At 47.6% G+C, this 19061-nt stretch carries 19 protein-coding genes and 1 other annotated feature; of the genes, 18 read left to right on the plus strand and 1 reads right to left on the minus strand.

The window, feature by feature from the left end:
• Window positions 1-306: 306 nt before the first annotated feature.
• The 9 genes from SB752_RS29630 (at window position 307) to pssA (ending at window position 10330) form a co-directional block, all read left to right on the plus strand.
• Window positions 307-1431, plus strand: coding sequence for an MGDG synthase family glycosyltransferase (locus SB752_RS29630; RefSeq protein ID WP_410719052.1), 1125 nt, complete (start codon window positions 307-309; stop codon window positions 1429-1431).
• Between the two features lie 35 nt (window positions 1432-1466).
• Entirely contained in the window at window positions 1467-2153 is a 687-nt protein-coding gene (locus tag SB752_RS29635; protein ID WP_410719053.1) for an HAD family hydrolase, read from the plus strand.
• A 163-nt stretch (window positions 2154-2316) separates the two neighbouring features.
• On the plus strand, window positions 2317-2781 hold the full coding sequence (locus SB752_RS29640) for a CtsR family transcriptional regulator (RefSeq protein WP_103110214.1): 465 nt from the start codon (window positions 2317-2319) through the stop codon (window positions 2779-2781).
• A gap of 41 nt (window positions 2782-2822) precedes the next feature.
• Window positions 2823-3341, plus strand: coding sequence for a protein-arginine kinase activator protein McsA (mcsA, locus tag SB752_RS29645; RefSeq protein ID WP_410719054.1), 519 nt, complete (start codon window positions 2823-2825; stop codon window positions 3339-3341).
• A gap of 20 nt (window positions 3342-3361) precedes the next feature.
• Entirely contained in the window at window positions 3362-4435 is a 1074-nt protein-coding gene (gene mcsB, locus SB752_RS29650; RefSeq protein WP_410719055.1) for a protein-arginine kinase McsB, read from the plus strand.
• 70 nt (window positions 4436-4505) lie between these two features.
• Window positions 4506-6956 carry an ATP-dependent Clp protease ATP-binding subunit gene (locus tag SB752_RS29655; RefSeq protein ID WP_410719056.1) on the plus strand — a complete coding sequence of 817 codons (2451 nt, stop codon included), beginning with the start codon at window positions 4506-4508 and terminating at the stop codon, window positions 6954-6956.
• 104 nt (window positions 6957-7060) lie between these two features.
• Complete coding sequence (gene radA, locus SB752_RS29660) at window positions 7061-8428, plus strand: DNA repair protein RadA (protein WP_410719057.1); 1368 nt, start codon at window positions 7061-7063, stop codon at window positions 8426-8428.
• A 9-nt stretch (window positions 8429-8437) separates the two neighbouring features.
• Window positions 8438-9514, plus strand: coding sequence for a DNA integrity scanning diadenylate cyclase DisA (disA, locus tag SB752_RS29665; protein WP_410719058.1), 1077 nt, complete (start codon window positions 8438-8440; stop codon window positions 9512-9514).
• An 87-nt stretch (window positions 9515-9601) separates the two neighbouring features.
• The gene (pssA, locus tag SB752_RS29670) at window positions 9602-10330 is read left to right on the plus strand and encodes a CDP-diacylglycerol--serine O-phosphatidyltransferase (RefSeq protein ID WP_410719059.1); all 729 of its coding nucleotides are present in this window, start codon (window positions 9602-9604) and stop codon (window positions 10328-10330) included.
• Between the two features lie 93 nt (window positions 10331-10423).
• Here pssA and SB752_RS29675 read toward each other — a convergent pair whose 3' ends face one another.
• Window positions 10424-10819 carry a nucleoside triphosphate pyrophosphohydrolase family protein gene (locus SB752_RS29675; RefSeq protein ID WP_410719060.1) on the minus strand — a complete coding sequence of 132 codons (396 nt, stop codon included), beginning with the start codon at window positions 10817-10819 and terminating at the stop codon, window positions 10424-10426.
• A gap of 285 nt (window positions 10820-11104) precedes the next feature.
• Between SB752_RS29675 and SB752_RS29680 the strand changes: the two genes are divergently transcribed.
• The 9 genes from SB752_RS29680 (at window position 11105) to SB752_RS29720 (ending at window position 19057) form a co-directional block, all read left to right on the plus strand.
• Window positions 11105-12196, plus strand: a complete 1092-nt coding sequence (locus SB752_RS29680) for a PIN/TRAM domain-containing protein (protein ID WP_410719061.1) — start codon at window positions 11105-11107, stop codon at window positions 12194-12196.
• Between the two features lie 21 nt (window positions 12197-12217).
• Window positions 12218-12904: a 2-C-methyl-D-erythritol 4-phosphate cytidylyltransferase gene (ispD, locus tag SB752_RS29685; RefSeq protein ID WP_410719062.1), complete on the plus strand. Its 687-nt coding sequence runs from the start codon at window positions 12218-12220 to the stop codon at window positions 12902-12904.
• A gap of 2 nt (window positions 12905-12906) precedes the next feature.
• Window positions 12907-13380 (plus strand): 2-C-methyl-D-erythritol 2,4-cyclodiphosphate synthase, encoded by a 474-nt coding sequence (ispF, locus tag SB752_RS29690; RefSeq protein WP_410719063.1) that lies wholly within the window; start codon window positions 12907-12909, stop codon window positions 13378-13380.
• Window positions 13381-13468: 88 nt separating this feature from the next.
• A complete protein-coding gene (gene gltX / locus SB752_RS29695) occupies window positions 13469-14935 on the plus strand; it encodes a glutamate--tRNA ligase (RefSeq protein WP_410719064.1) in 1467 nt (488 codons plus the stop codon).
• A gap of 28 nt (window positions 14936-14963) precedes the next feature.
• Window positions 14964-15233: a binding site (T-box leader), on the plus strand.
• A 70-nt stretch (window positions 15234-15303) separates the two neighbouring features.
• Window positions 15304-15969, plus strand: a complete 666-nt coding sequence (gene cysE, locus SB752_RS29700; RefSeq protein WP_410719065.1) for a serine O-acetyltransferase — start codon at window positions 15304-15306, stop codon at window positions 15967-15969.
• Window positions 15950-17356 carry a cysteine--tRNA ligase gene (cysS, locus tag SB752_RS29705; protein WP_410719066.1) on the plus strand — a complete coding sequence of 469 codons (1407 nt, stop codon included), beginning with the start codon at window positions 15950-15952 and terminating at the stop codon, window positions 17354-17356. Before cysE ends, cysS begins: the two co-directional genes overlap by 20 nt.
• Before the next feature lie 15 nt (window positions 17357-17371).
• On the plus strand, window positions 17372-17773 hold the full coding sequence (locus SB752_RS29710) for a Mini-ribonuclease 3 (RefSeq protein WP_103110202.1): 402 nt from the start codon (window positions 17372-17374) through the stop codon (window positions 17771-17773).
• A gap of 2 nt (window positions 17774-17775) precedes the next feature.
• Entirely contained in the window at window positions 17776-18531 is a 756-nt protein-coding gene (gene rlmB, locus SB752_RS29715; protein ID WP_213025986.1) for a 23S rRNA (guanosine(2251)-2'-O)-methyltransferase RlmB, read from the plus strand.
• A 1-nt stretch (window position 18532) separates the two neighbouring features.
• Window positions 18533-19057, plus strand: coding sequence for an NYN domain-containing protein (locus tag SB752_RS29720; RefSeq protein WP_410719067.1), 525 nt, complete (start codon window positions 18533-18535; stop codon window positions 19055-19057).
• Window positions 19058-19061 lie beyond the last annotated feature (4 nt).

Raw genomic sequence — 19061 nt, forward strand, 5'->3', positions numbered from 1 at the left:
GGAGCTGACGAATACTAATCGGTCGAGGACTTATCCACACTCTTAGCAATCATGCAGATCCAGTTTTCAAGGAATGAAATGAACCTCTTTACCCCAAAATGGGTAAGGAGGTTTTTCGTTGTACAGATAAAATCTCAATTCGCTTTTGGTAAAAAACGTAAAAAGACCTTTTAATTTGTCGATAAGTTAGTTCGAATGGCCGACAAGAACCCTCTTGCGGACTGGAGAGAGGGTAGACTAACATGAGAAGGTACCTGAATCTGGCGTTGGAGTAGGCAAGGCAAGGTTTATGAAGGAGAAGAATTCATGAAAAAAATCCTCATCTTTTCTGCTTCCATCGGCAACGGTCACAATCAAGCTGCCAGAGCTATGCAGGAAAGCTTGGCTGAGAATGGTTGCACGTCTATGATCATTGATACGTTGGAATATATTAGTCCCACGTTTCACAAGATCTTGCTGGAAAGCTATATGAATCTGTTACGACTGTCACCGAAAATGTGGGGGAGAATATACCACAATACGGAGAAAAGCCGTTTTTTTGATATGAATGTACTGATGAACAAATTGCTCGCCAACAAATTGAAAAAGCTCATCAACAGTGTTCAACCTGATGCATTCATTGCAACGCATCCTTTTGCGAGCTGCATGCTCTCTGTACTTAAAGGAAGAAATAACTGGAAAGAGCCGATCTACACGATCATTACGGACTATACGATTCATCCGTCCTGGATTAATCATCACATCAATTACTACTTCATCGGACATGAGCAGCTTTATTATTTAGTAGACCTTTATCGGCAGGATCATCAGAAATTCATTCCGATGGGTATTCCGATTATGCGAAAGTTCAGTATGCCACTGGATGCCCAAGAGATCAGAATGAAGCTGGGACTTGCTCCAGAACAAAAAAGTATCATACTCTCGGGGGGCGGCCTGGGTCTAGGCTCCATGGAAAAGGTACTCGACGGACTGGAGGCGATAAACCTCCCGCTGAAGACCTTTGTACTCACTGGAACCAATGATAAGCTTTATAAAAAAGTTACCAATCGCACCTATCGACATGAGGTTGTCCCTCTAAAATTTATAAGCAACTTCCATGAGTATTTGGAAACAGCCGATCTTATAGTGACAAAATCCGGTGGATTAACATCTGCTGAGGTGATGAGCAAGAGGGTACCCATGATTATTTACAACCCGTTGCCGGGACAAGAAGAGCGAAATAGCCACTTCCTGTTGAATAATGGCTGTGCGGTACATGCCAATTTGTCAGAGCAGCTGATTTATTTTATCGACGAGTTATTGCATAGTCCGTCAAAGGTAGAGTATATGAGACGAATGGGTCAAAAAATATCGAAACCGGATGCGGCACAGCGGATTTCCGAATTTATTCGAGGCGATATGGAAATAGCGCTCCAAGCTGAAAATGACTAGCCTCAGGCGACAGTAAGAGGGGACGGGAGAAACAAATGAGTATTTCTTTTGCAATTCTGTTCGATATGGATGGCACTTTGCTGCAGACTGAGAAGCTGGCCATTCCAGCATTTACTCGAACGTTTGAGCAGCTGCAAAAAAAGGGATTATGGGATGGGCCAACTCCGGATGAGGGTGAGATTACCAATCTTCTTGGGATGACGATTGAGCAGGCCTGGAACAAGCTCATACCTGGTGCGAGTGAAGAGACGGTCCATGCAGCAGATACGTTATTACTGGAAAATGAAACTCAGCTCATACAGGAGCGAATTACCGATCTGTACCCAGGAGTAAAGGAGACGCTCGAAGCTCTCCATGCACAGGGGTATGCCCTATTTATAGCGAGTAATGGGCAAGAGGGGTACATTGAGGCCATCTGTGAAGAATATGGACTAAAGCCGCTTCTAACTGACCTGTACTCGGCAGGGCGATTTGCCACGAAATCAAAAAATGACCTGGTCGCCAAGCTGTTGCACGATTATCAGATCAAGCAAGCCATCATGGTAGGAGATCGTCATTCAGATATTGAGGCAGGAACAACCAATGGACTTAAGACGATTGGCTGCGACTTCGGTTTTGCCCAACCAGGAGAACTGGATGGAGCTACGATTGTCATTACAAGCTTCCCGCAATTACTTGAGATTCTTTCAAAAATCGACACCATCACGCATAATCAAACATAAACCATTCCGACTGGAGTGGTTTTTTCTTTGGTTTCAAGCGCCCCCTTTTTGCCCACACTAGAAAGTGTATTCACCCCTTGCATGAGCGTAGTAAACCCATTATAATCAAAGTCAAAGATAGTCAAAGTCAATAGTTAAAACACATGGAACAGGAGGCGATGACTTGCGAAACATCTCGGACATCATTGAACATCACTTAAAAAGCATCATTACCGAGAGTCCCAATGGAGCTATCGAGATTCAGCGTAGTGAGCTTGCCGACCTTTTTCAATGTGTCCCGTCCCAAATTAATTACGTCATCAACACTCGATTTACCGTACAAAAAGGGTATATCGTGGAAAGTAAGCGTGGCGGTGGCGGGTATATACGTATTCGCAAAGTGCAGATTGTCAGCAAGGCGCGTTTGCAGGAATTGTTGACCGAAGAGCTGATCGGTGAGAGTATTGCCCAAAATGTGGGTAATGCAATAGTGGAAAGACTGTTCGAAGAAGGCCTAGTCAACATCAGGGAAGCCACTTTGATGAAAATTGCCACATCGCGAAACGTATTGACTGTAGACACGGAATTACGAGATCGTTTGCGGGCAAATATTTTAAAGCAGATGATTGCGGCAATCCTGTTGAAGTAAACAAAGGAACAGGGACGCCCAGTGCTAGGAGGGATGATGTGATGAACTGTGAGGAATGCGGAAAACGACCGGCGACACTTCATCTGACGAAAATCGTCAATGGCGAAAAAACCGAATACCATATTTGTGAGCACTGTGCTCAGGAAAAAGGGGACGTCTTTACCGGCTTTCACAATTTTAGCATCAACAATCTCCTTTCAGGACTATTGAAATTTGATCCCATGCAGAAAAATGGACGCGAAACGGCAACGAGCAAACCACTCCGGTGCGAAACCTGCGGACTCACATATGCTCAGTTCAGCAAAAGCGGACGCTTCGGATGCAGTGATTGCTACACCTTTTTGGGGGATAAGCTCGACCCGTTGCTCCGACGCATTCATGGCAATACCCAGCATAGCGGCAAAGTGCCGGAGCGTACGGGTGGCCAGCTGAAAATCCGTAAAGAGCTGGAGCAGCTAAAACAAGCCCTGCAAAGTCATATTGCCAGCGAGGAATTTGAAAAGGCAGCTGAGATGCGTGACCGAATTCGTGCTTTGGAACAAAAAATGGCCCAATCGTAACAAGGGGAGGTAAGCAGGTAATGAGCCAACAGCAGTTTATGCAAAACCCGTGGAGCAATTGGATGAAAGGAGAAGGTCCCGATTCCGATATCGTTATCAGCACACGGCTGCGAATCGCCCGAAATCTGCGCCAGCACCCTTTCCCGTTATTGGCAACCGACTCCCAAGGAGAGGAAGTTGTTAGAAAGGTAACGGAGGTATGCGATTCGGAGGCCATGCGCAAACGACAGCCTCTGCAAATTATTCAAATGGATCAGGTAAATCCATTAGAGAAACGGGTATTGGTGGAGAAGCACCTGATTAGCCCCCACTTGGCAGAGGAATCACGTAAAGGAGCCGTTTTACTTAGTCCAGACGAGTCAGTCAGCATCATGGTAAATGAAGAAGACCATATACGAATTCAAGTTCTGTTGCCCGGGTTTCGATTGAATGAGACATGGGAAATCGGAACAAAAATAGATGATATTTTTGAGAAGCATCTCAACTACGCGTTTGATGAAACCAGAGGGTACCTCACAAGCTGCCCAACCAATGTGGGAACTGGGATTCGCGCCTCGGTTATGCTGCATCTGCCAGCACTAGTTATGACTCAGCAAATCAGCCGGATTCTGCAAGCGATTAATCAAGTTGGCTTGGTCGTTAGAGGAATTTACGGGGAAGGTAGCGAAGCGTTAGGGAACCTGTTTCAACTCTCCAATCAGGTAACGCTTGGATTGTCAGAAACAGATATCCTCTCGAATCTGTACGGGGTAGCCAGACAGATTATCGAGCAGGAGCGTGTAGCACGTACTTATTTGCTTGAGCATACACGCATATCATTGGAGGACCGGATATTCCGCTCGTATGGCATTTTGATGTTCGCACGTACGGTGGAGTCCAAGGAAGCAGCACAACGCCTATCCGATGTACGACTCGGGATTGATCTTGGTGTGATTCCAAATGTGTCACCGCTGATCCTGAATGAGCTGCTCGTGACGACCCAGCCTGGTTTTCTGCAGCAGCACGCAGGGCAAAAGCTGACTCCGGACCAGCGAGACGAACGCAGAGCCCGTTTAATCCGGGAGCGAATCGGAGTGAACGAGTCATCTGATTGACACGTAAAGGGCAGTAATATGCAACAGTTAACCCATAGAGAAAAAACACGGTTATACGGAGGTGTACGTTATGATGTTTGGACGTTTTACGGAACGAGCACAAAAAGTACTGGCGCTTGCCCTAGAAGAGGCAGTGCGTCTCGGACACAAGGATATTGGGACAGAGCATGTACTCTTAGGGCTGATTCGAGAAGGCGAGGGCATTGCTGCCAAGGCATTGCAATCACTTGGGCTTGGGCTCGACAAAATCCAGAGTGAAGTGGAGTCGTTGATCGGACGTGGAACAGAGCAGTCCGGTAGTAATTACACGCCAAACTATACACCTCGCGCCAAAAAGGTAATTGAACTGTCCATGGATGAGGCTCGCAAGCTGGGTCACACCTACGTCGGTACGGAACACATCCTGCTTGGTCTGATCCGTGAAGGCGAAGGCATTGCAGCACGCATTATGAATAATTTAGGTGTGAGCTTGAACAAGGCGCGTCAGCAGGTTCTGCAGCTGCTAGGTAGCTCGGAGCTAATGGCATCCCATCAGCCTTCTGGAGGTAACCCAGCGGCGAATACACCGACTTTGGATGGATTGGCACGCGACCTTACTGCCATCGCACGTGACGGTGGTCTTGACCCAGTCATTGGACGTCAAAAAGAAATTGAGCGTGTGATTCAAGTACTGAGCAGACGGACCAAAAATAATCCGGTATTAATCGGGGAGCCAGGCGTAGGGAAAACAGCAATTGCGGAAGGCTTGGCACAAAAGATTGTAAACAACGAAATTCCCGAAACACTTCGCGATAAACGTGTCATGACACTCGATATGGGTACAGTGGTAGCAGGTACCAAATATCGCGGTGAATTCGAAGATCGCTTGAAAAAGATTATGGATGAAATCAGGCAGGCCGGAAATATCATCCTGTTTATTGACGAATTGCATACATTGATCGGTGCTGGTGGTGCCGAAGGAGCGATTGACGCTTCAAACATTTTGAAGCCAGCTCTGGCCCGTGGCGAATTGCAGTGCGTAGGGGCTACCACCCTGGACGAATACCGCAAGTACATCGAAAAGGATGCAGCGCTTGAGCGTCGTTTCCAACCGATTCAGGTAGATGAGCCAACAGCCGAGGATGCCGTTAAAATCCTCCACGGCTTGCGTGATCGTTATGAGGCTCACCATCGCGTAAAGATTACGGATGAAGCTATTGAGCAGGCAGTCAAGCTGTCTGATCGCTATATCACAGATCGTTTCTTGCCTGACAAGGCGATTGACCTTGTGGATGAGGCCGCTTCCAAGGTGCGTTTGCAATCCTTCACCGTTCCACCGAATCTCAAGGAGCTGGAGGGACGTCTGGAAGAGGTACGCAAGGAAAAGGATGCGGCTGTTCAGTCGCAGGAATTCGAAGAGGCAGCAGCCTTGCGTGATCAGGAGCAAAAGCTGCGCGAAGAGCTGGATAAAACGAAAAAAGATTGGAAAGAACGTCAAGGTCAGCTAAACATGGAGGTAACTCCAGAGGATATCGCGACCGTTGTGGCTAGCTGGACAGGAATTCCTGTTCTCAAGCTCAAGGAAGAGGAAACCGAGAGACTGTTGAAAATGGAAGCAATCCTCCATGGTCGTGTCATCGGTCAGGATGAGGCAGTCAAATCCGTCTCCCGTGCGGTTCGCCGTGCACGTGCGGGCCTCAAAGATCCGAAGCGTCCCATTGGCTCCTTTATTTTCCTCGGACCAACAGGTGTAGGGAAAACCGAGCTGGCCCGTGCAGTAGCGGAAACGCTCTTTGGAGATGAAGACGCGATGATCCGTGTAGACATGTCCGAGTACATGGAGAAACACTCTACAGCACGTCTAGTGGGCGCGCCTCCGGGATATGTAGGCTATGATGAAGGCGGCCAGCTGACAGAAAAAGTTCGTCGCAAGCCGTATTCGGTTATCTTGCTCGACGAGATCGAAAAAGCGCATCCAGATGTGTTCAACATCTTACTGCAGGTACTTGATGACGGTCGTTTGACAGATTCTAAAGGACGCACGGTAGACTTCCGCAATACCGTCGTGATTATGACCTCCAACGTAGGAGCAAGCATGATCAAGAAAAACACGACCCTTGGCTTCACAACCGGCGATACCGAAAGAAAATACCAGGATATGAAGGACAAGGTGATGGATGAGCTGAAAAAGAGCTTCCGTCCTGAGTTCCTGAACCGGATCGATGAGGTCATTGTGTTCCACTCTCTGGAGCAGGAGCACATCGAGCAAATCGTGTCTTTGATGACAGATGAGCTGCGTAAACGCTTGAAAGAACAAAGCATTGATTTCCAATTGACCGACGACGCCAAGAAAATATTGGCGAAGGAAGGCTTCGATCCTGCATACGGTGCCCGTCCGCTGCGTCGTGCCATTCAGCGTCACATTGAGGACCGCTTGTCCGAAGAGCTGCTGAAAGGTAACATCAGCAAAGGCGACACGGTAAACATTGAATCTGAAGATGGTCAGCTGGTAGTAAAACGGTTGGAAAAGACAAAGTCATAAGGTAGGAAAATAATGTGGAATGCCTCCTGTTTCAGGAGGTATTCTTTTTTTGGGTGCGTATCTATGGTAAAAATAGAGGAGAAATTCCAAGTGAGGGTGCGAATATGTCAAAGTATAAAACGAAATACGCGTGTCAAGAATGTGGCTATGAATCACCAAAATGGATGGGGAAATGTCCAGGCTGTAACAGCTGGAATACGCTGGTCGAGGAAGTGACGGTGAAGGCTGCACACCGCCATGAAGGGATGAGTGGTGGACAGCGTCAGGCAGCAATTCCTTTGACTCAGATAGCAAGTGCAGAAGATCCGCGGATGGATACGACCATCGGTGAATTAAATCGTGTACTCGGTGGCGGACTTGTACCAGGCTCCCTCATTCTCGTCGGGGGCGATCCGGGAATCGGCAAATCAACACTGCTTCTACAAACCTCTTTTACATTAGCTCACCAAGGTGCCAAGGTGCTTTATGTATCCGGTGAGGAATCGGCAAAACAAATCAAATTACGCGCGGATCGACTGAATATGCAAACACCGCCCATGTTTGTCTTGGCAGAAAATGATTTAGATTTGATCGAACAGCATATTAATCAAGTAGACCCCCATGTTTTGATCATCGATTCAATTCAGACTGTGTTTCACCCTGCGGTACAATCTGCGGCGGGAAGTGTCGCCCAGGTACGAGAGGCTACTGCCCAGCTGATGCGGATTGCCAAAGGAAAAGGGATCGGTACATTCATTGTAGGTCACGTGACCAAGGAAGGCTCCATCGCCGGACCGCGTATGCTGGAGCATATGGTGGATGCCGTGCTTTATTTTGAGGGAGAACGTCATAACACTTTCCGCATTTTACGTGCTGTCAAAAATCGCTTTGGTTCGACAAATGAGATCGGCATTTTTGAAATGAAGGATCGGGGACTGGAGGAAGTAGCAAACCCTTCAGAGATCTTTCTGGCAGAGCGTCCTCATGGCGTGGCAGGCTCCACTGTCGTAGCGAGCATGGAAGGGACTCGTCCCGTCCTAGTAGAGCTTCAGGCTCTTGTAGCGCCTACTAGCTTTGTGACACCACGACGTATGGCTACGGGCGTAGATCATCAACGTGTAGCAATGATCATGGCTGTTCTGGAAAAGCGTATGGGCATGATGCTTCAAAATCAGGATGCGTATGTGAATGTGGCAGGGGGAGTACGGTTAGATGAGCCAGCAGTCGATCTGGCAATAGCCGTCAGTATTGCCAGCAGTTTTCGCGATCACGCAACCAATCCGCACGATGTGGTTATCGGAGAAATCGGCTTGACTGGAGAGGTGCGAGGGGTTTCACGGATTGAACAAAGGGTGCGGGAAGCACACAAGTTAGGCTTCAAGCGAGTTATCATTCCAGAAAAGAACATTCGCGGGTTGGAGGCACCAGACGATATCCAAGTGATTGGTGTAAACAACATAGCAGAGGCTTTGAATGAGGTGATAAGGGGGTAGGAGCGAGGGATGCAGGAGAACACCAAAAGAAATCCGCAGTTTAGCGATGTGCTTCGCTCAGTCGCTCCCGGTACACAGCTACGGGAAGGATTGGAAAATGTTTTGAGGGCGAAAACGGGTGGATTAATCGTCGTTGGCTACGGTCCGGAGATGAGATCGATTGTCGATGGTGGTTTTTCCATCAATTGTGACTTCTCTCCTGCCCATTTGTATGAATTGGCGAAGATGGATGGTGCCATCATAGTAAGTGAAGACGCAAAAAGAATCCTGTATGCCAATACCCAACTGTTTCCTCCTGCCTCCATATCTACCAGTGAAACAGGAACACGCCATCGGACGGCTCAAAGAACTGCTATTCAGACTCACTATCTGGTGATTGCAATCTCTCAACGTCGCAATGTCATTACACTGTACCAAGGGAACTTCCGTTATGTCTTAAATGAAATAAGCGTCATTCTGGCAAAGGCCAATCAGGCCGTCTCCACCTTGGAGAAATACAAGGCCGTTCTGGATCAGACGCTGACCAATCTCGGTGCGTTGGAATTTGAGGAATTAGTAACGTTTCAAGAAGTTACTTCCGTTTTGCAACGAATTGAGATGGTATTACGTATTAAGACAGAGGTCTCCAAGTACATATGTGAGCTAGGAATCGAGGGAAGGCTCGTTAGCATGCAGATGGAGGAGCTTGTATCAAACATTGAAGAAGAAGCGCACATGCTCATTCGCGATTATTGTCGAGACGTGTCGTATTCTCCTGATCATGTACTGCGTGACATGAAAAAACTAAGCTCCGATGAAATGTTAGAATTGCCCTCTTTCTTGCGTGTCCTTGGATACTCTGCAAACGTCAGTATGCTTGAAGAATCTGTTTCTCCAAGAGGGTATCGTATTTTGCAAAAAATCCCAAGGCTTCCTATTTCCATCATCACAAATTTGGTTCTTCATTTCCATAATTTACCTAGAATTATGATGGCTACGATCCAGGAATTGGACGAAGTTGAGGGGATTGGAGAGGTTCGAGCGAGGGCTATCAAAGATGGTCTGAAACGGATTCAGGAACAAGTGTTCATTGACAGGCACATTTAAAGTAGATAGGATTAAGGCATTATTTGTTTTCAACATTTGCCTAGGAGACGACTTTCTTTTAGGCAGAAGAAATCAGGAGGTAAGTCTATGTTCGTGAAATCGTTACCGAACATACTAACCGTAAGCAACTTGTTTCTGGGAGTTTTAGCAATTATTCTTGCGTTTCAAGGCGATCAATACGTCGATTATGCAGCTATTACAGTAATAATCGGTATGCTGGCAGACGGACTGGACGGACGCGTAGCACGAATGCTGAATGCACAAAGCGAGTTCGGTAAGGAACTGGATTCCTTGTCTGACGTGATCACGTTCGGGGTAGCGCCAGCGTTTATCATGTATGTTGTCGTCCTGCAAGATTTCAACCTGCTCGGTATTTTTGTCACCGCGATTTTTCCAATCTGTGGGGCGCTGCGCTTGGCTCGCTTCAATGTCCAAGCCGGAGTTCCAGGTTACTTCATCGGTTTGCCGATTACGGCAGCGGGTGGTGTGCTGGCTACACTTGCTCTATACCACCAGGTTTTCAACCCGGTACTGCTTGCAATAAGCATGCTGCTTCTCGCCTTTTTGATGGTATCCAAGGTCAAGTATCCGAATTTCAAAAAAGTGGGTATTCCTAAATCCGCGTACTGGATTACACCGATTATCATTGCTATTGTAGTCGTGGTAGCGATCAAGTACCCACAACAATTCCCTAAGATTGTCTTCTTGCCATTGGCGTTTTACGCTTTGTACGGAATAAAAAAAAACGTTGACTTTCTCGTCAAAAAATTACGTAAGAGAAAGAACAAAGAAGAAGAATCTGTGCCCTTTGAATAAAGGGCAACGACAAAAACCCGCACATTCGAGTGCGGGTTTTTCATTTTTTAAGTGCAACTTTTTTGAGGGTTCGTTCGTAATACGAGTGAAAGGTTATGAAAGGTTGAATACGCCCAGGGTGTTCAGTCTCTTTGACTCCTTCTCCAGTACGTCTTCTAGCTTGATGTCCGTAATATTGCACAAGGCTGTGAGATAAAACAGGTTTTTACCGAGCTCGGCAGTGACTACGTCGCGGCAATGCTCACACAAGGGTCCGGAGAAGTGGGTGTCCAAATGGGGCTTGTTTTCCTCCAGGTTTTTGCTGGAATCATACGTTTGCTTTTTAGCAACCACTTCCACACAGCCACATTCAGTGATGGATTTGGTCAGTGAACGGTTGATGCGGGAAGCCGATTCCTGAACTTTGGACATGACGTCCAGTACGCTCCGATGTCTGATCAGAAGCTCCGATACTTGCGTTTGAAAGTCGTCTACACTTCGATTGTCCATATGGTTCACCTCTGCTTTAGGCTGTAGATATCGTCAAAATTTTCGGGCATTCGTTATTGCCATTATAAGAAGGGAGTCTGCCCTCTGTCAATTTGCATCCAAAGGAAACGGGTGTTCGAGGTTGACGAGAAATTGACAACTATGTTAAAATTTTTGGCTATTTGACATGATAAAATCATTTTTGCTATAGTGAGGGAAAGTGCCGATGAAGCATTTTAGCCATTTGGAAAGAAATAGGGTTTTACTCAAAGCTTTACGTCTATATTAATAAAAGGAGGTGAAGGCATGGTACGCCGCATAGGAAAAATCTTTTTTGTCTTGATTGGCGGTGGATTGGGGTATCAATACGGAGATGACTTGTTTTCGATGCTCAATCCGCTTTTGAATTTCGGTGTAGTAGCTGGAACACAGTATATTGGTGCGGTACTTGGTGCCATCTTGTTCTTCTTTTTAGCCAATTGGTTATTAGATTATATTTTGAGAGTCGTCCGTTGGGGCGAAGAGACACTCGTCAAAATGCCAATTGTCGATGTTATGTTCGGAGCGATGGGGTTGATTAGTGGTCTTATTGTTGCGTTTTTATTATTCCTGCCCATCAGTAAAATTCCGATCCCTTTGATAGGAGATCTTTTGCCGTTGGTTGTTTCCGGACTGCTTGGCTATTTGGGGTTCCAAGTAGGTTTCCGCAAGCGGGACGAGATTATGTCCGTTTTTTCCATCGGACGCAAGGATAAGAAAAAAGACAATGCCTCCACTACCGTATCGAACGTGGAGAACAAAATATTGGATACAAGTGTTATCATTGATGGACGCATTGCAGATATTTGCCGCACCGGCTTTTTGGAAGGTGTGCTCGTAATACCAGGGTTTGTACTAGAAGAGCTTCAGCATATTGCAGATTCATCCGATGTGTTGAAAAGAAATCGCGGACGCCGTGGCCTGGACATCCTGAACAAGATTCAAAAGGAAATGAAGGTCAAGGTTCAGATTTGGGAAGGCGATTTTGAAGAGGTATCCGAAGTCGACAGCAAGCTGATCAAGCTGGCGAAAGTGATTAACGGGAAAGTCGTCACGAACGACTTTAACTTGAATAAAGTGTGCGAGCTGCAAGGTGTAGCCGTACTGAATATCAACGATTTGGCAAATGCAGTGAAGCCGGTCGTTTTGCCTGGGGAAGAAATGAACGTTCAGGTGATCAAGGACGGCAAGGAGCACGGTCAGGGAGTTGCTTACCTCGATGACGGTACGATGATCGTCGTGGAAGGTGGACGCGAATATATCGGCAATGATGTAGACGTCCTCGTGACAAGCGTACTGCAAACATCGGCTGGACGAATGATCTTCGCCAAGCCGAAGCTTCTGGAAAGAGCGTTATAGAGAGACAGGAGAGGAATTATCGTGAGTACGGGTGTCGTAATCGTTGCAGCCGGTTCCGGTAAACGGATGGGTGGGCAACGGAATAAGCTGTGGTTACCGCTTGCAGGAGAGCCGATTTTAGCTCATACGGTGCGCCTCTTCGCTACTCATCAGGATGTCGATCAAATCGTCCTGGTAGTAAGCGAGCAGGACTACGCAGATGTGCGAGAGTGGCTTCAAAAAGAAGCGATTCAGCTAACAGTTGTACTGGGCGGAGCAGAGAGACAGGATAGTGTGCGAAATGGCCTGGGCGCACTTTCTGAAAACTGCACGTATGTACTTGTTCACGACGCGGCCCGACCTTTTGTCACTCGCGAACAGATCAGAGAAATGATCAAGCAGGTAGAGCACGATCAAGCGACGATCATGGCTGTTCCTGTCAAAGATACGATAAAAGTGGTGGGGGCCACAGGAATTGTGGAAGCAACCCCAGCGCGGGAAAGCTTGTGGGCGGTACAAACCCCACAAGCTTTTCGTATGTCTTTGTTGCGAGAGGCACACGAGGCGGCGCAGCGTGCAGGTAAAGTAGGTACAGATGATGCGATGCTGGTAGAATGGCTCGGTCATTCCGTCACTGTCATACAGGGAAGCTACGAAAACATAAAGATAACCACGCCGGATGATTTGTGGTTCGGTGAAGAGATATTGCGAAAGCGAAAGGGAGAGTAGCTATGCGTATTGGACAAGGCTTTGATGTGCATCAACTGGTGGAGGGTCGTCCTTGCATCATCGGTGGCGTCACACTTCCCTATGAAAAAGGATTATTGGGTCATTCCGATGCAGACGTGCTCTTGCATGCGATAAGTGATGCCATTCTCGGGGCGATTGGAGAAGGAGATATCGGGCGGCATTTTCCTGATACCGATCCAGCCTTCAAGGATGCAGACAGTGTGAAGCTTTTGGAGCGCGTATGGAAAATGGTAAAGGAACGCGGATACCGTTTGGGAAATGTTGACGCTACGATCATCGCTCAAGCTCCAAAAATGGCTCCGTACATTCCGCAGATGTGCGAGGTCATCGCGCGGGTGCTGGAGGCGGATGATCCCTCCCAAGTAAATGTGAAGGCAACGACCTCGGAAAAGCTTGGTTTCACAGGCCGCGGAGAAGGAATTGCGGCACAGGCTGCATGCTTGCTTGTCAAGTAGAGGGGCAAGGTGTAACATAAAGCCTTAGAAACATGTAACGATAGTCAATTATTTACACCCTTTTACATTCATAAGGATGGTGCTACCAATGGCGAAAGAAATCCGCACCCGTTATGCGCCCAGTCCTACGGGGCATTTACACATCGGCGGTGCGAGAACCGCACTTTTCAATTATTTGTTTGCAAAACATCACGGTGGTTCATTCATCGTTCGGATTGAGGATACGGACCAAACGCGGAATAAGGAAAATGCTGACGAAGAGCAGATGAAGAATCTGAAGTGGCTCGGAGTCGAATGGGTAGAAGGCACTGACCTTGGCGGGCCATATGGGCCGTATCGTCAAATGGAGCGACTGGATATCTATCGTAAATATATTGATCAGCTTTTGGCAGAGGGCAAAGCTTACTACTGCTATGCCAGTAAAGAAGAGCTGGATGCTGAGCGTGAAGAGCAGTTGGCACGCGGTGAAACGCCACGTATTTTGGAAAAGCACCGTCATGTTACAGAAGAACAGCGTGCACAGTATGAAGCGGAAGGGCGTGTTCCTTCCATCCACTTCCTGGTGCAGGAAGACCGTGAATACGTTGTAGATGATATGATTCGTGGACTAGTAACCTTCAATTCCAACGAGATGGGTGACTTTGTCATCTGTCGTCCTGATGGAATTCCAACGTATAATTTTGCTGTAGTGATTGACGACTATCTGATGGAAATCAGCCATGTCATCCGTGGGGAAGAGCATCTGTCCAATACACCTCGTCAATTGATGATTTATGAGGCATTTGGCTGGGAAACACCGCAATTTGCCCACTTGGCGCTGATTTTGAATCAAGATGGCAAGAAAATGTCCAAGCGCGATGAGAGCATCCTGCAGTTCATCGAACAATACCGTGAGCTGGGCTTCTTGCCAGAGGCGATCGTGAACTTCCTTGTTCTTCTGGGCTGGTCTCCAGGTGGAGAAGAAGAGATTTTCGGCATGGAGGATCTGATCCAGCTGTTCTCCGCAGACCGTGTCAGCAAATCTCCAGCTGTCTTTGATGCAACCAAAATGAACTGGATGAACAATTTCTATCTGAAGCGTCAGTCGCTTGAGCTGATTACCGAGATGTGTATCCCGCATCTGGTAAAAGCGGGCTTCATTGAGGAAGCACTGTCCGAAGAAAAGCAAAGCTGGGTTCGCAGCATCGTGGGACTGTATCAAGAACAAATGTCCTACTGTGCACAAATCGTTCCGCTCGCAGCTCTTTTCTTCCTGGACGAAGTGGTGTACGATGAAGAAGCAACATTGGTGCTGAAGGAAACACAGCTGCCAGAGGTTCTGACATCTTTTGTTAAACACCTGTCGGCCCAAGACGCATATAATGTTGATGTTATCAAAGCAGCACTGAAAGAAGTGCAAAAGGAAACGGGTCACAAAGGAAAGGCATTGTTTATGCCAGTCCGCGTGGCAGCTACCGGTCAAGCGCATGGGCGCGATCTGGCAGAGACCTTGTACCTGCTCGGACGTGATAAAGTCATTGCGCGGACAAATCAAGTGATTGCAAACGGAAAGTAGGCAAGCGCCTCTTTTCTTGAATAAAAAAGTGAATGCGAAGATCAGGAGAAGTACAGCAGGGCACACGTCTACAGAGAGGATGGATAGGTGAGAGCCATCCGGCGTGACCTGTTTGGAAATGCGCCTGTGAGCAATGAGCTGAAAGCGTCTGGAAAGCAGCGGCCAGATGTCTAGTAGGTGCCATCGGTGCCCCGCCGTTACCGGGATATTGAGCGAGATTGTCAGGGCTATGCGCATTGGGTTAGCCGTCTTCATGACAATCTAAGCAGAGTGGAACCACGGTGAAACCGTCTCTGTCCTTTCGTTATGAAAGGCAGGGGCGTTTTTTTTTATTTTTGCAGGAAAATCAGGCAGGAGGTGCCACCAAAATGTTAGCACAGATGAGAGATGACATTCGCGCTGTATTTGAACGAGACCCGGCTGCGCGCAGTACCTTAGAGGTCGTTATGACCTATGCGGGTCTGCATGCGATATGGGGGCACCGGATTGCCCACAAGCTGTGGAAGGCTGAATGGTGTACGCTTGCTCGCGTTGTTTCTCAAGTGTCCCGCTTTTTTACCGGGATTGAGATTCACCCGGGCGCGCGGATCGGCCGAGGTTTGTTTATTGATCATGGGAGTGGGGTTGTCATCGGGGAGACTTGTGAGATCGGTGATAATGTAACGATTTACCAAGGAGTTACTCTCGGGGGAACAGGAAAGGAAAAAGGCAAACGCCATCCTACAGTAGGAAATGATGTCATTATTGCGACTGGAGCAAAAGTATTGGGCTCCTTCAAGATTGGCGATAATTCAAAGATAGGGGCTGGTGCTGTTGTTTTGCAGGAGGTACCGCCGAATTCGACCGTCGTAGGAATTAAAGCCCGCATCGTCATTCAGGATGGCAAGCGTGTAAAAAATGATTTGGATCACGTGAATATGCCTGACCCGGTAGCAGATACCATTCGTTTGATGCAAAAAGAAATTGATCAGCTGCGAACGGAATTGGAGCATTTGAGGGAGGATAAAAAGAACAATGGGCATTCAACTGACTAATACGATGACACGCCGAAAGGAACCGTTCGTTACATTGGAGCCAGGGAAGGTAAAGATGTACGTGTGCGGTCCGACTGTGTACAACTACATTCATATTGGTAACGCCCGTCCAGCTATTGTTTTCGACACACTTCGCCGATACTTGAAATACCGCGGCTACGAAGTGACGTTTGTACAAAACATTACAGATGTGGACGATAAGCTGATCCGGGTCGCCAATGAAGAGGGAACGACTGTCAAAGAAGTGGCTGACCGTTATACCGATGCTTTCAATGAGGATTTGCGCTCCTTGAATGTACTGCCGCCTGATATTCAACCGCGTGTGATGCAGACAATCCCTGAAATCATTGAATTCATCCAAGGCCTGATCGAAAAAGGCTACGCCTATGAGAGTGAGGGCGATGTATACTTCCGTACGGGACGTTTTCAATTGTATGGAAAGCTTTCTCATCAACCGCTGGATGACCTGCAAGCAGGCGCGCGCGTAGAGATCAATGAGAAAAAGGAGCACCCGCTTGACTTTGCTTTGTGGAAAGCGGCAAAGACAGGAGAGGTTACATGGAGCAGTCCTTGGGGTGAAGGACGCCCGGGCTGGCACATCGAGTGCTCGGCGATGGCGCTAAAGTTTTTGGGCGAGGAAATCGATATTCATGCTGGTGGTACCGATCTGGTGTTCCCTCACCATGAGAACGAAATTGCTCAGTCCGAGTGCTTTACGGGAAAAGTATTTGCGCGCTACTGGCTACACAACGGCATGCTCAATATCGACAATGAAAAAATGTCCAAATCACTGGGTAACTTCCTTTTGGCTCGTGATTTGACCGCAAAATTCGGGGGACAGTTAATTCGTTTCTTCATGCTGCAAGGTCATTACCGCAACCCGATTAATTTTAGCGATGAATTGTTGGAGCAAGCAGCAAACGGTCTGGAGAGAATCAAGACAGCTTACACAAACCTCTCTCATCGACTGGAAACGTCGCGGGACGAAGAGCCAAATGGCCAGGCAACTGAGCAAGCCAAAATCATCAGCGATCTGCGTGAGCGGTTCATTGCGGAGATGGATGACGACCTGAATACAGCGAATGCGATTACCGTATTCTTTGATATCGTAAAAGAAGCCAATCTCTACATGCGTCACCAGAATGTAGGGACAAAAGAGATCACTGCCTACATGGAGCTTCTCGTGGAGCTGACTGGAGTATTTGGACTGGAGCTTGTATGTGAAGAGGAGCTTTTGGACAGTGAAATCGATGCACTGATCGTAGAACGTACAGAAGCACGCAAAGCACGCGATTTTGCTCGTTCGGACGAAATTCGTGATTTGCTCGCAGCCAAAGGAATTGTGCTGGAAGACACCCCACAGGGTGTTCGCTGGCGCCGTAAGTAAGGGGCCGAAGAAGGTATGCAAAAAGAAGAACTAACGCGAGATCCTAATCTGACCAATCCACTGGTGCTTGCCTTTCTCGGCGACGCTACCTATGCTCATTGTGTGAGATACCATCTAATTGCCAAGGGGCTGGTTAAGCCAAACCAGCTCCACAAGGCAGCCAACCGGTATGTGTCAGCGAAAGCGCAGGCAAATGTCTTACTGACTTTAATGCCTACTTTGCCGGAGGAAGAGCTGAGTGTGGTAAAACGAGGACGAAATGCCAAATCAGGCTCCACGGCCAAAAATGCCGATATTATCGACTATCGTCATGCCACTGCCTTTGAAGCGTTGATCGGGTATTTGTATTTGAGTGGAAAAGAAGAGCGGATCGCTGAAATTGTGCAGCAAGCTTTTGCGATTGTGGAAGGAGAATAAGCATGAGTGAAGAGTGGATTCTCGGGAAAAACCCGGTTATCGAAGCGCTCCGATCAGGGCGTACAATTAATAAGATTTGGATTGCAGAAGGAACCAATAAAAATTTAATGGGCCCCGTATTTTCTTTGGCAAAAGAGCAGGGAGTCATTGTGACGACGGCGAACCGCAAGAAGCTGGATCAACTGGTGTCTACAGATAACCACCAGGGAGTCATTGCTTCTGTAGCCGCTTACGATTATGTAGAAGTGGACGATATTTTGAAGCGGGCAGAGGAAAAAAACGAGCAACCATTTATTCTTTTGCTGGACGAGCTGGAGGACCCGCATAATCTGGGCTCCATTATGCGGACGGCAGATGCGGTGGGTGCTCATGGGGTCGTCATTCCCAAGCGTCGTTCGGTCAGCTTGACGGCTACTGTGGCCAAGTCGTCCGCTGGGGCTATCAATTATGTGCCCGTAGCGCGTGTAACGAATTTGGTCCGCACCATGGAAGAATTAAAAGAGCGTGGTGTCTGGATTGCAGGTACCGATGCGAGTGCGAAGCAGGATTTCCGCCAAGGCGATTATACAATGCCACTTGCGATTGTGATTGGCAGTGAGGGCAAAGGCATCAGCCGTTTGGTACGGGAAAACTGTGATTTTCTGTACAGTCTGCCGATGGCCGGCAATGTAACCTCTCTCAATGCCTCAGTAGCTGCGGCACTGCTCATGTATGAAGTATACCGTTCCAGGAGTCCACTTCCGACGCGGGTGAAATGAAATGGCTAAAAAGAAAGCCAAGCAGCTGCTGATCGTGGATGGCTATAATATCATCGGTGCCTGGCCGGACTTGCGCGTATTAAAGGATCAAGATCGCATGGACGAGGCGCGTGATCAGCTGATTTCCAAAATGGCAGAATACCAGAGCTACATGGGAATGAAAGTCATCATTGTATTTGATGCCTATAATGTACCGGGCATCGGTCGCCAAATGGAAGATTATCAGGTAGAAATTTATTTCACGAAGAAAAAGGAGACGGCTGACGAAAAAATTGAACAGCTCGTCTCCCAATTTCACCAAAAAAATCGACAAATTTATGTAGCAACATCTGACTACACTTCCCAGCGTGTCATTTTCGGTCAGGGAGCACTGCGCAAATCCGCGCGGGAGTTGTTGTTAGATATGGAAAATGCAGGCAAGGAAATCAAGCAGCAGGTTGAAAAAACACATGAAGAAGGCTTCTCCAGACGCATTAAATTGGATGATGAAATAGCGAAAATATTCGAAAAATGGAGAAGGGAATAAGTTT

The organism is Brevibacillus sp. SIMBA_040, from assembly GCF_046535075.1.
Taxonomy (GTDB): Bacteria; Bacillota; Bacilli; order Brevibacillales; family Brevibacillaceae; genus Brevibacillus.

Coding starts and splice junctions, on each gene's coding strand:
- mcsB (WP_410719055.1), top strand. CDS start 3,362: ATGAGCCAACAGCAGTTTATGCAAAACCCGTGGAGCAATTGGATGAAA.
- disA (WP_410719058.1), top strand. CDS start 8,438: ATGCAGGAGAACACCAAAAGAAATCCGCAGTTTAGCGATGTGCTTCGC.
- SB752_RS29680 (WP_410719061.1), top strand. CDS start 11,105: ATGGTACGCCGCATAGGAAAAATCTTTTTTGTCTTGATTGGCGGTGGA.
- SB752_RS29675 (WP_410719060.1), bottom strand. CDS start 10,819: ATGGACAATCGAAGTGTAGACGACTTTCAAACGCAAGTATCGGAGCTT.
- ispF (WP_410719063.1), top strand. CDS start 12,907: ATGCGTATTGGACAAGGCTTTGATGTGCATCAACTGGTGGAGGGTCGT.
- SB752_RS29635 (WP_410719053.1), top strand. CDS start 1,467: ATGAGTATTTCTTTTGCAATTCTGTTCGATATGGATGGCACTTTGCTG.
- mcsA (WP_410719054.1), top strand. CDS start 2,823: ATGAACTGTGAGGAATGCGGAAAACGACCGGCGACACTTCATCTGACG.
- SB752_RS29655 (WP_410719056.1), top strand. CDS start 4,506: ATGATGTTTGGACGTTTTACGGAACGAGCACAAAAAGTACTGGCGCTT.
- SB752_RS29630 (WP_410719052.1), top strand. CDS start 307: ATGAAAAAAATCCTCATCTTTTCTGCTTCCATCGGCAACGGTCACAAT.
- rlmB (WP_213025986.1), top strand. CDS start 17,776: ATGAGTGAAGAGTGGATTCTCGGGAAAAACCCGGTTATCGAAGCGCTC.
- cysE (WP_410719065.1), top strand. CDS start 15,304: ATGTTAGCACAGATGAGAGATGACATTCGCGCTGTATTTGAACGAGAC.
- gltX (WP_410719064.1), top strand. CDS start 13,469: ATGGCGAAAGAAATCCGCACCCGTTATGCGCCCAGTCCTACGGGGCAT.
- cysS (WP_410719066.1), top strand. CDS start 15,950: ATGGGCATTCAACTGACTAATACGATGACACGCCGAAAGGAACCGTTC.
- SB752_RS29710 (WP_103110202.1), top strand. CDS start 17,372: ATGCAAAAAGAAGAACTAACGCGAGATCCTAATCTGACCAATCCACTG.
- pssA (WP_410719059.1), top strand. CDS start 9,602: ATGTTCGTGAAATCGTTACCGAACATACTAACCGTAAGCAACTTGTTT.
- radA (WP_410719057.1), top strand. CDS start 7,061: ATGTCAAAGTATAAAACGAAATACGCGTGTCAAGAATGTGGCTATGAA.
- SB752_RS29720 (WP_410719067.1), top strand. CDS start 18,533: ATGGCTAAAAAGAAAGCCAAGCAGCTGCTGATCGTGGATGGCTATAAT.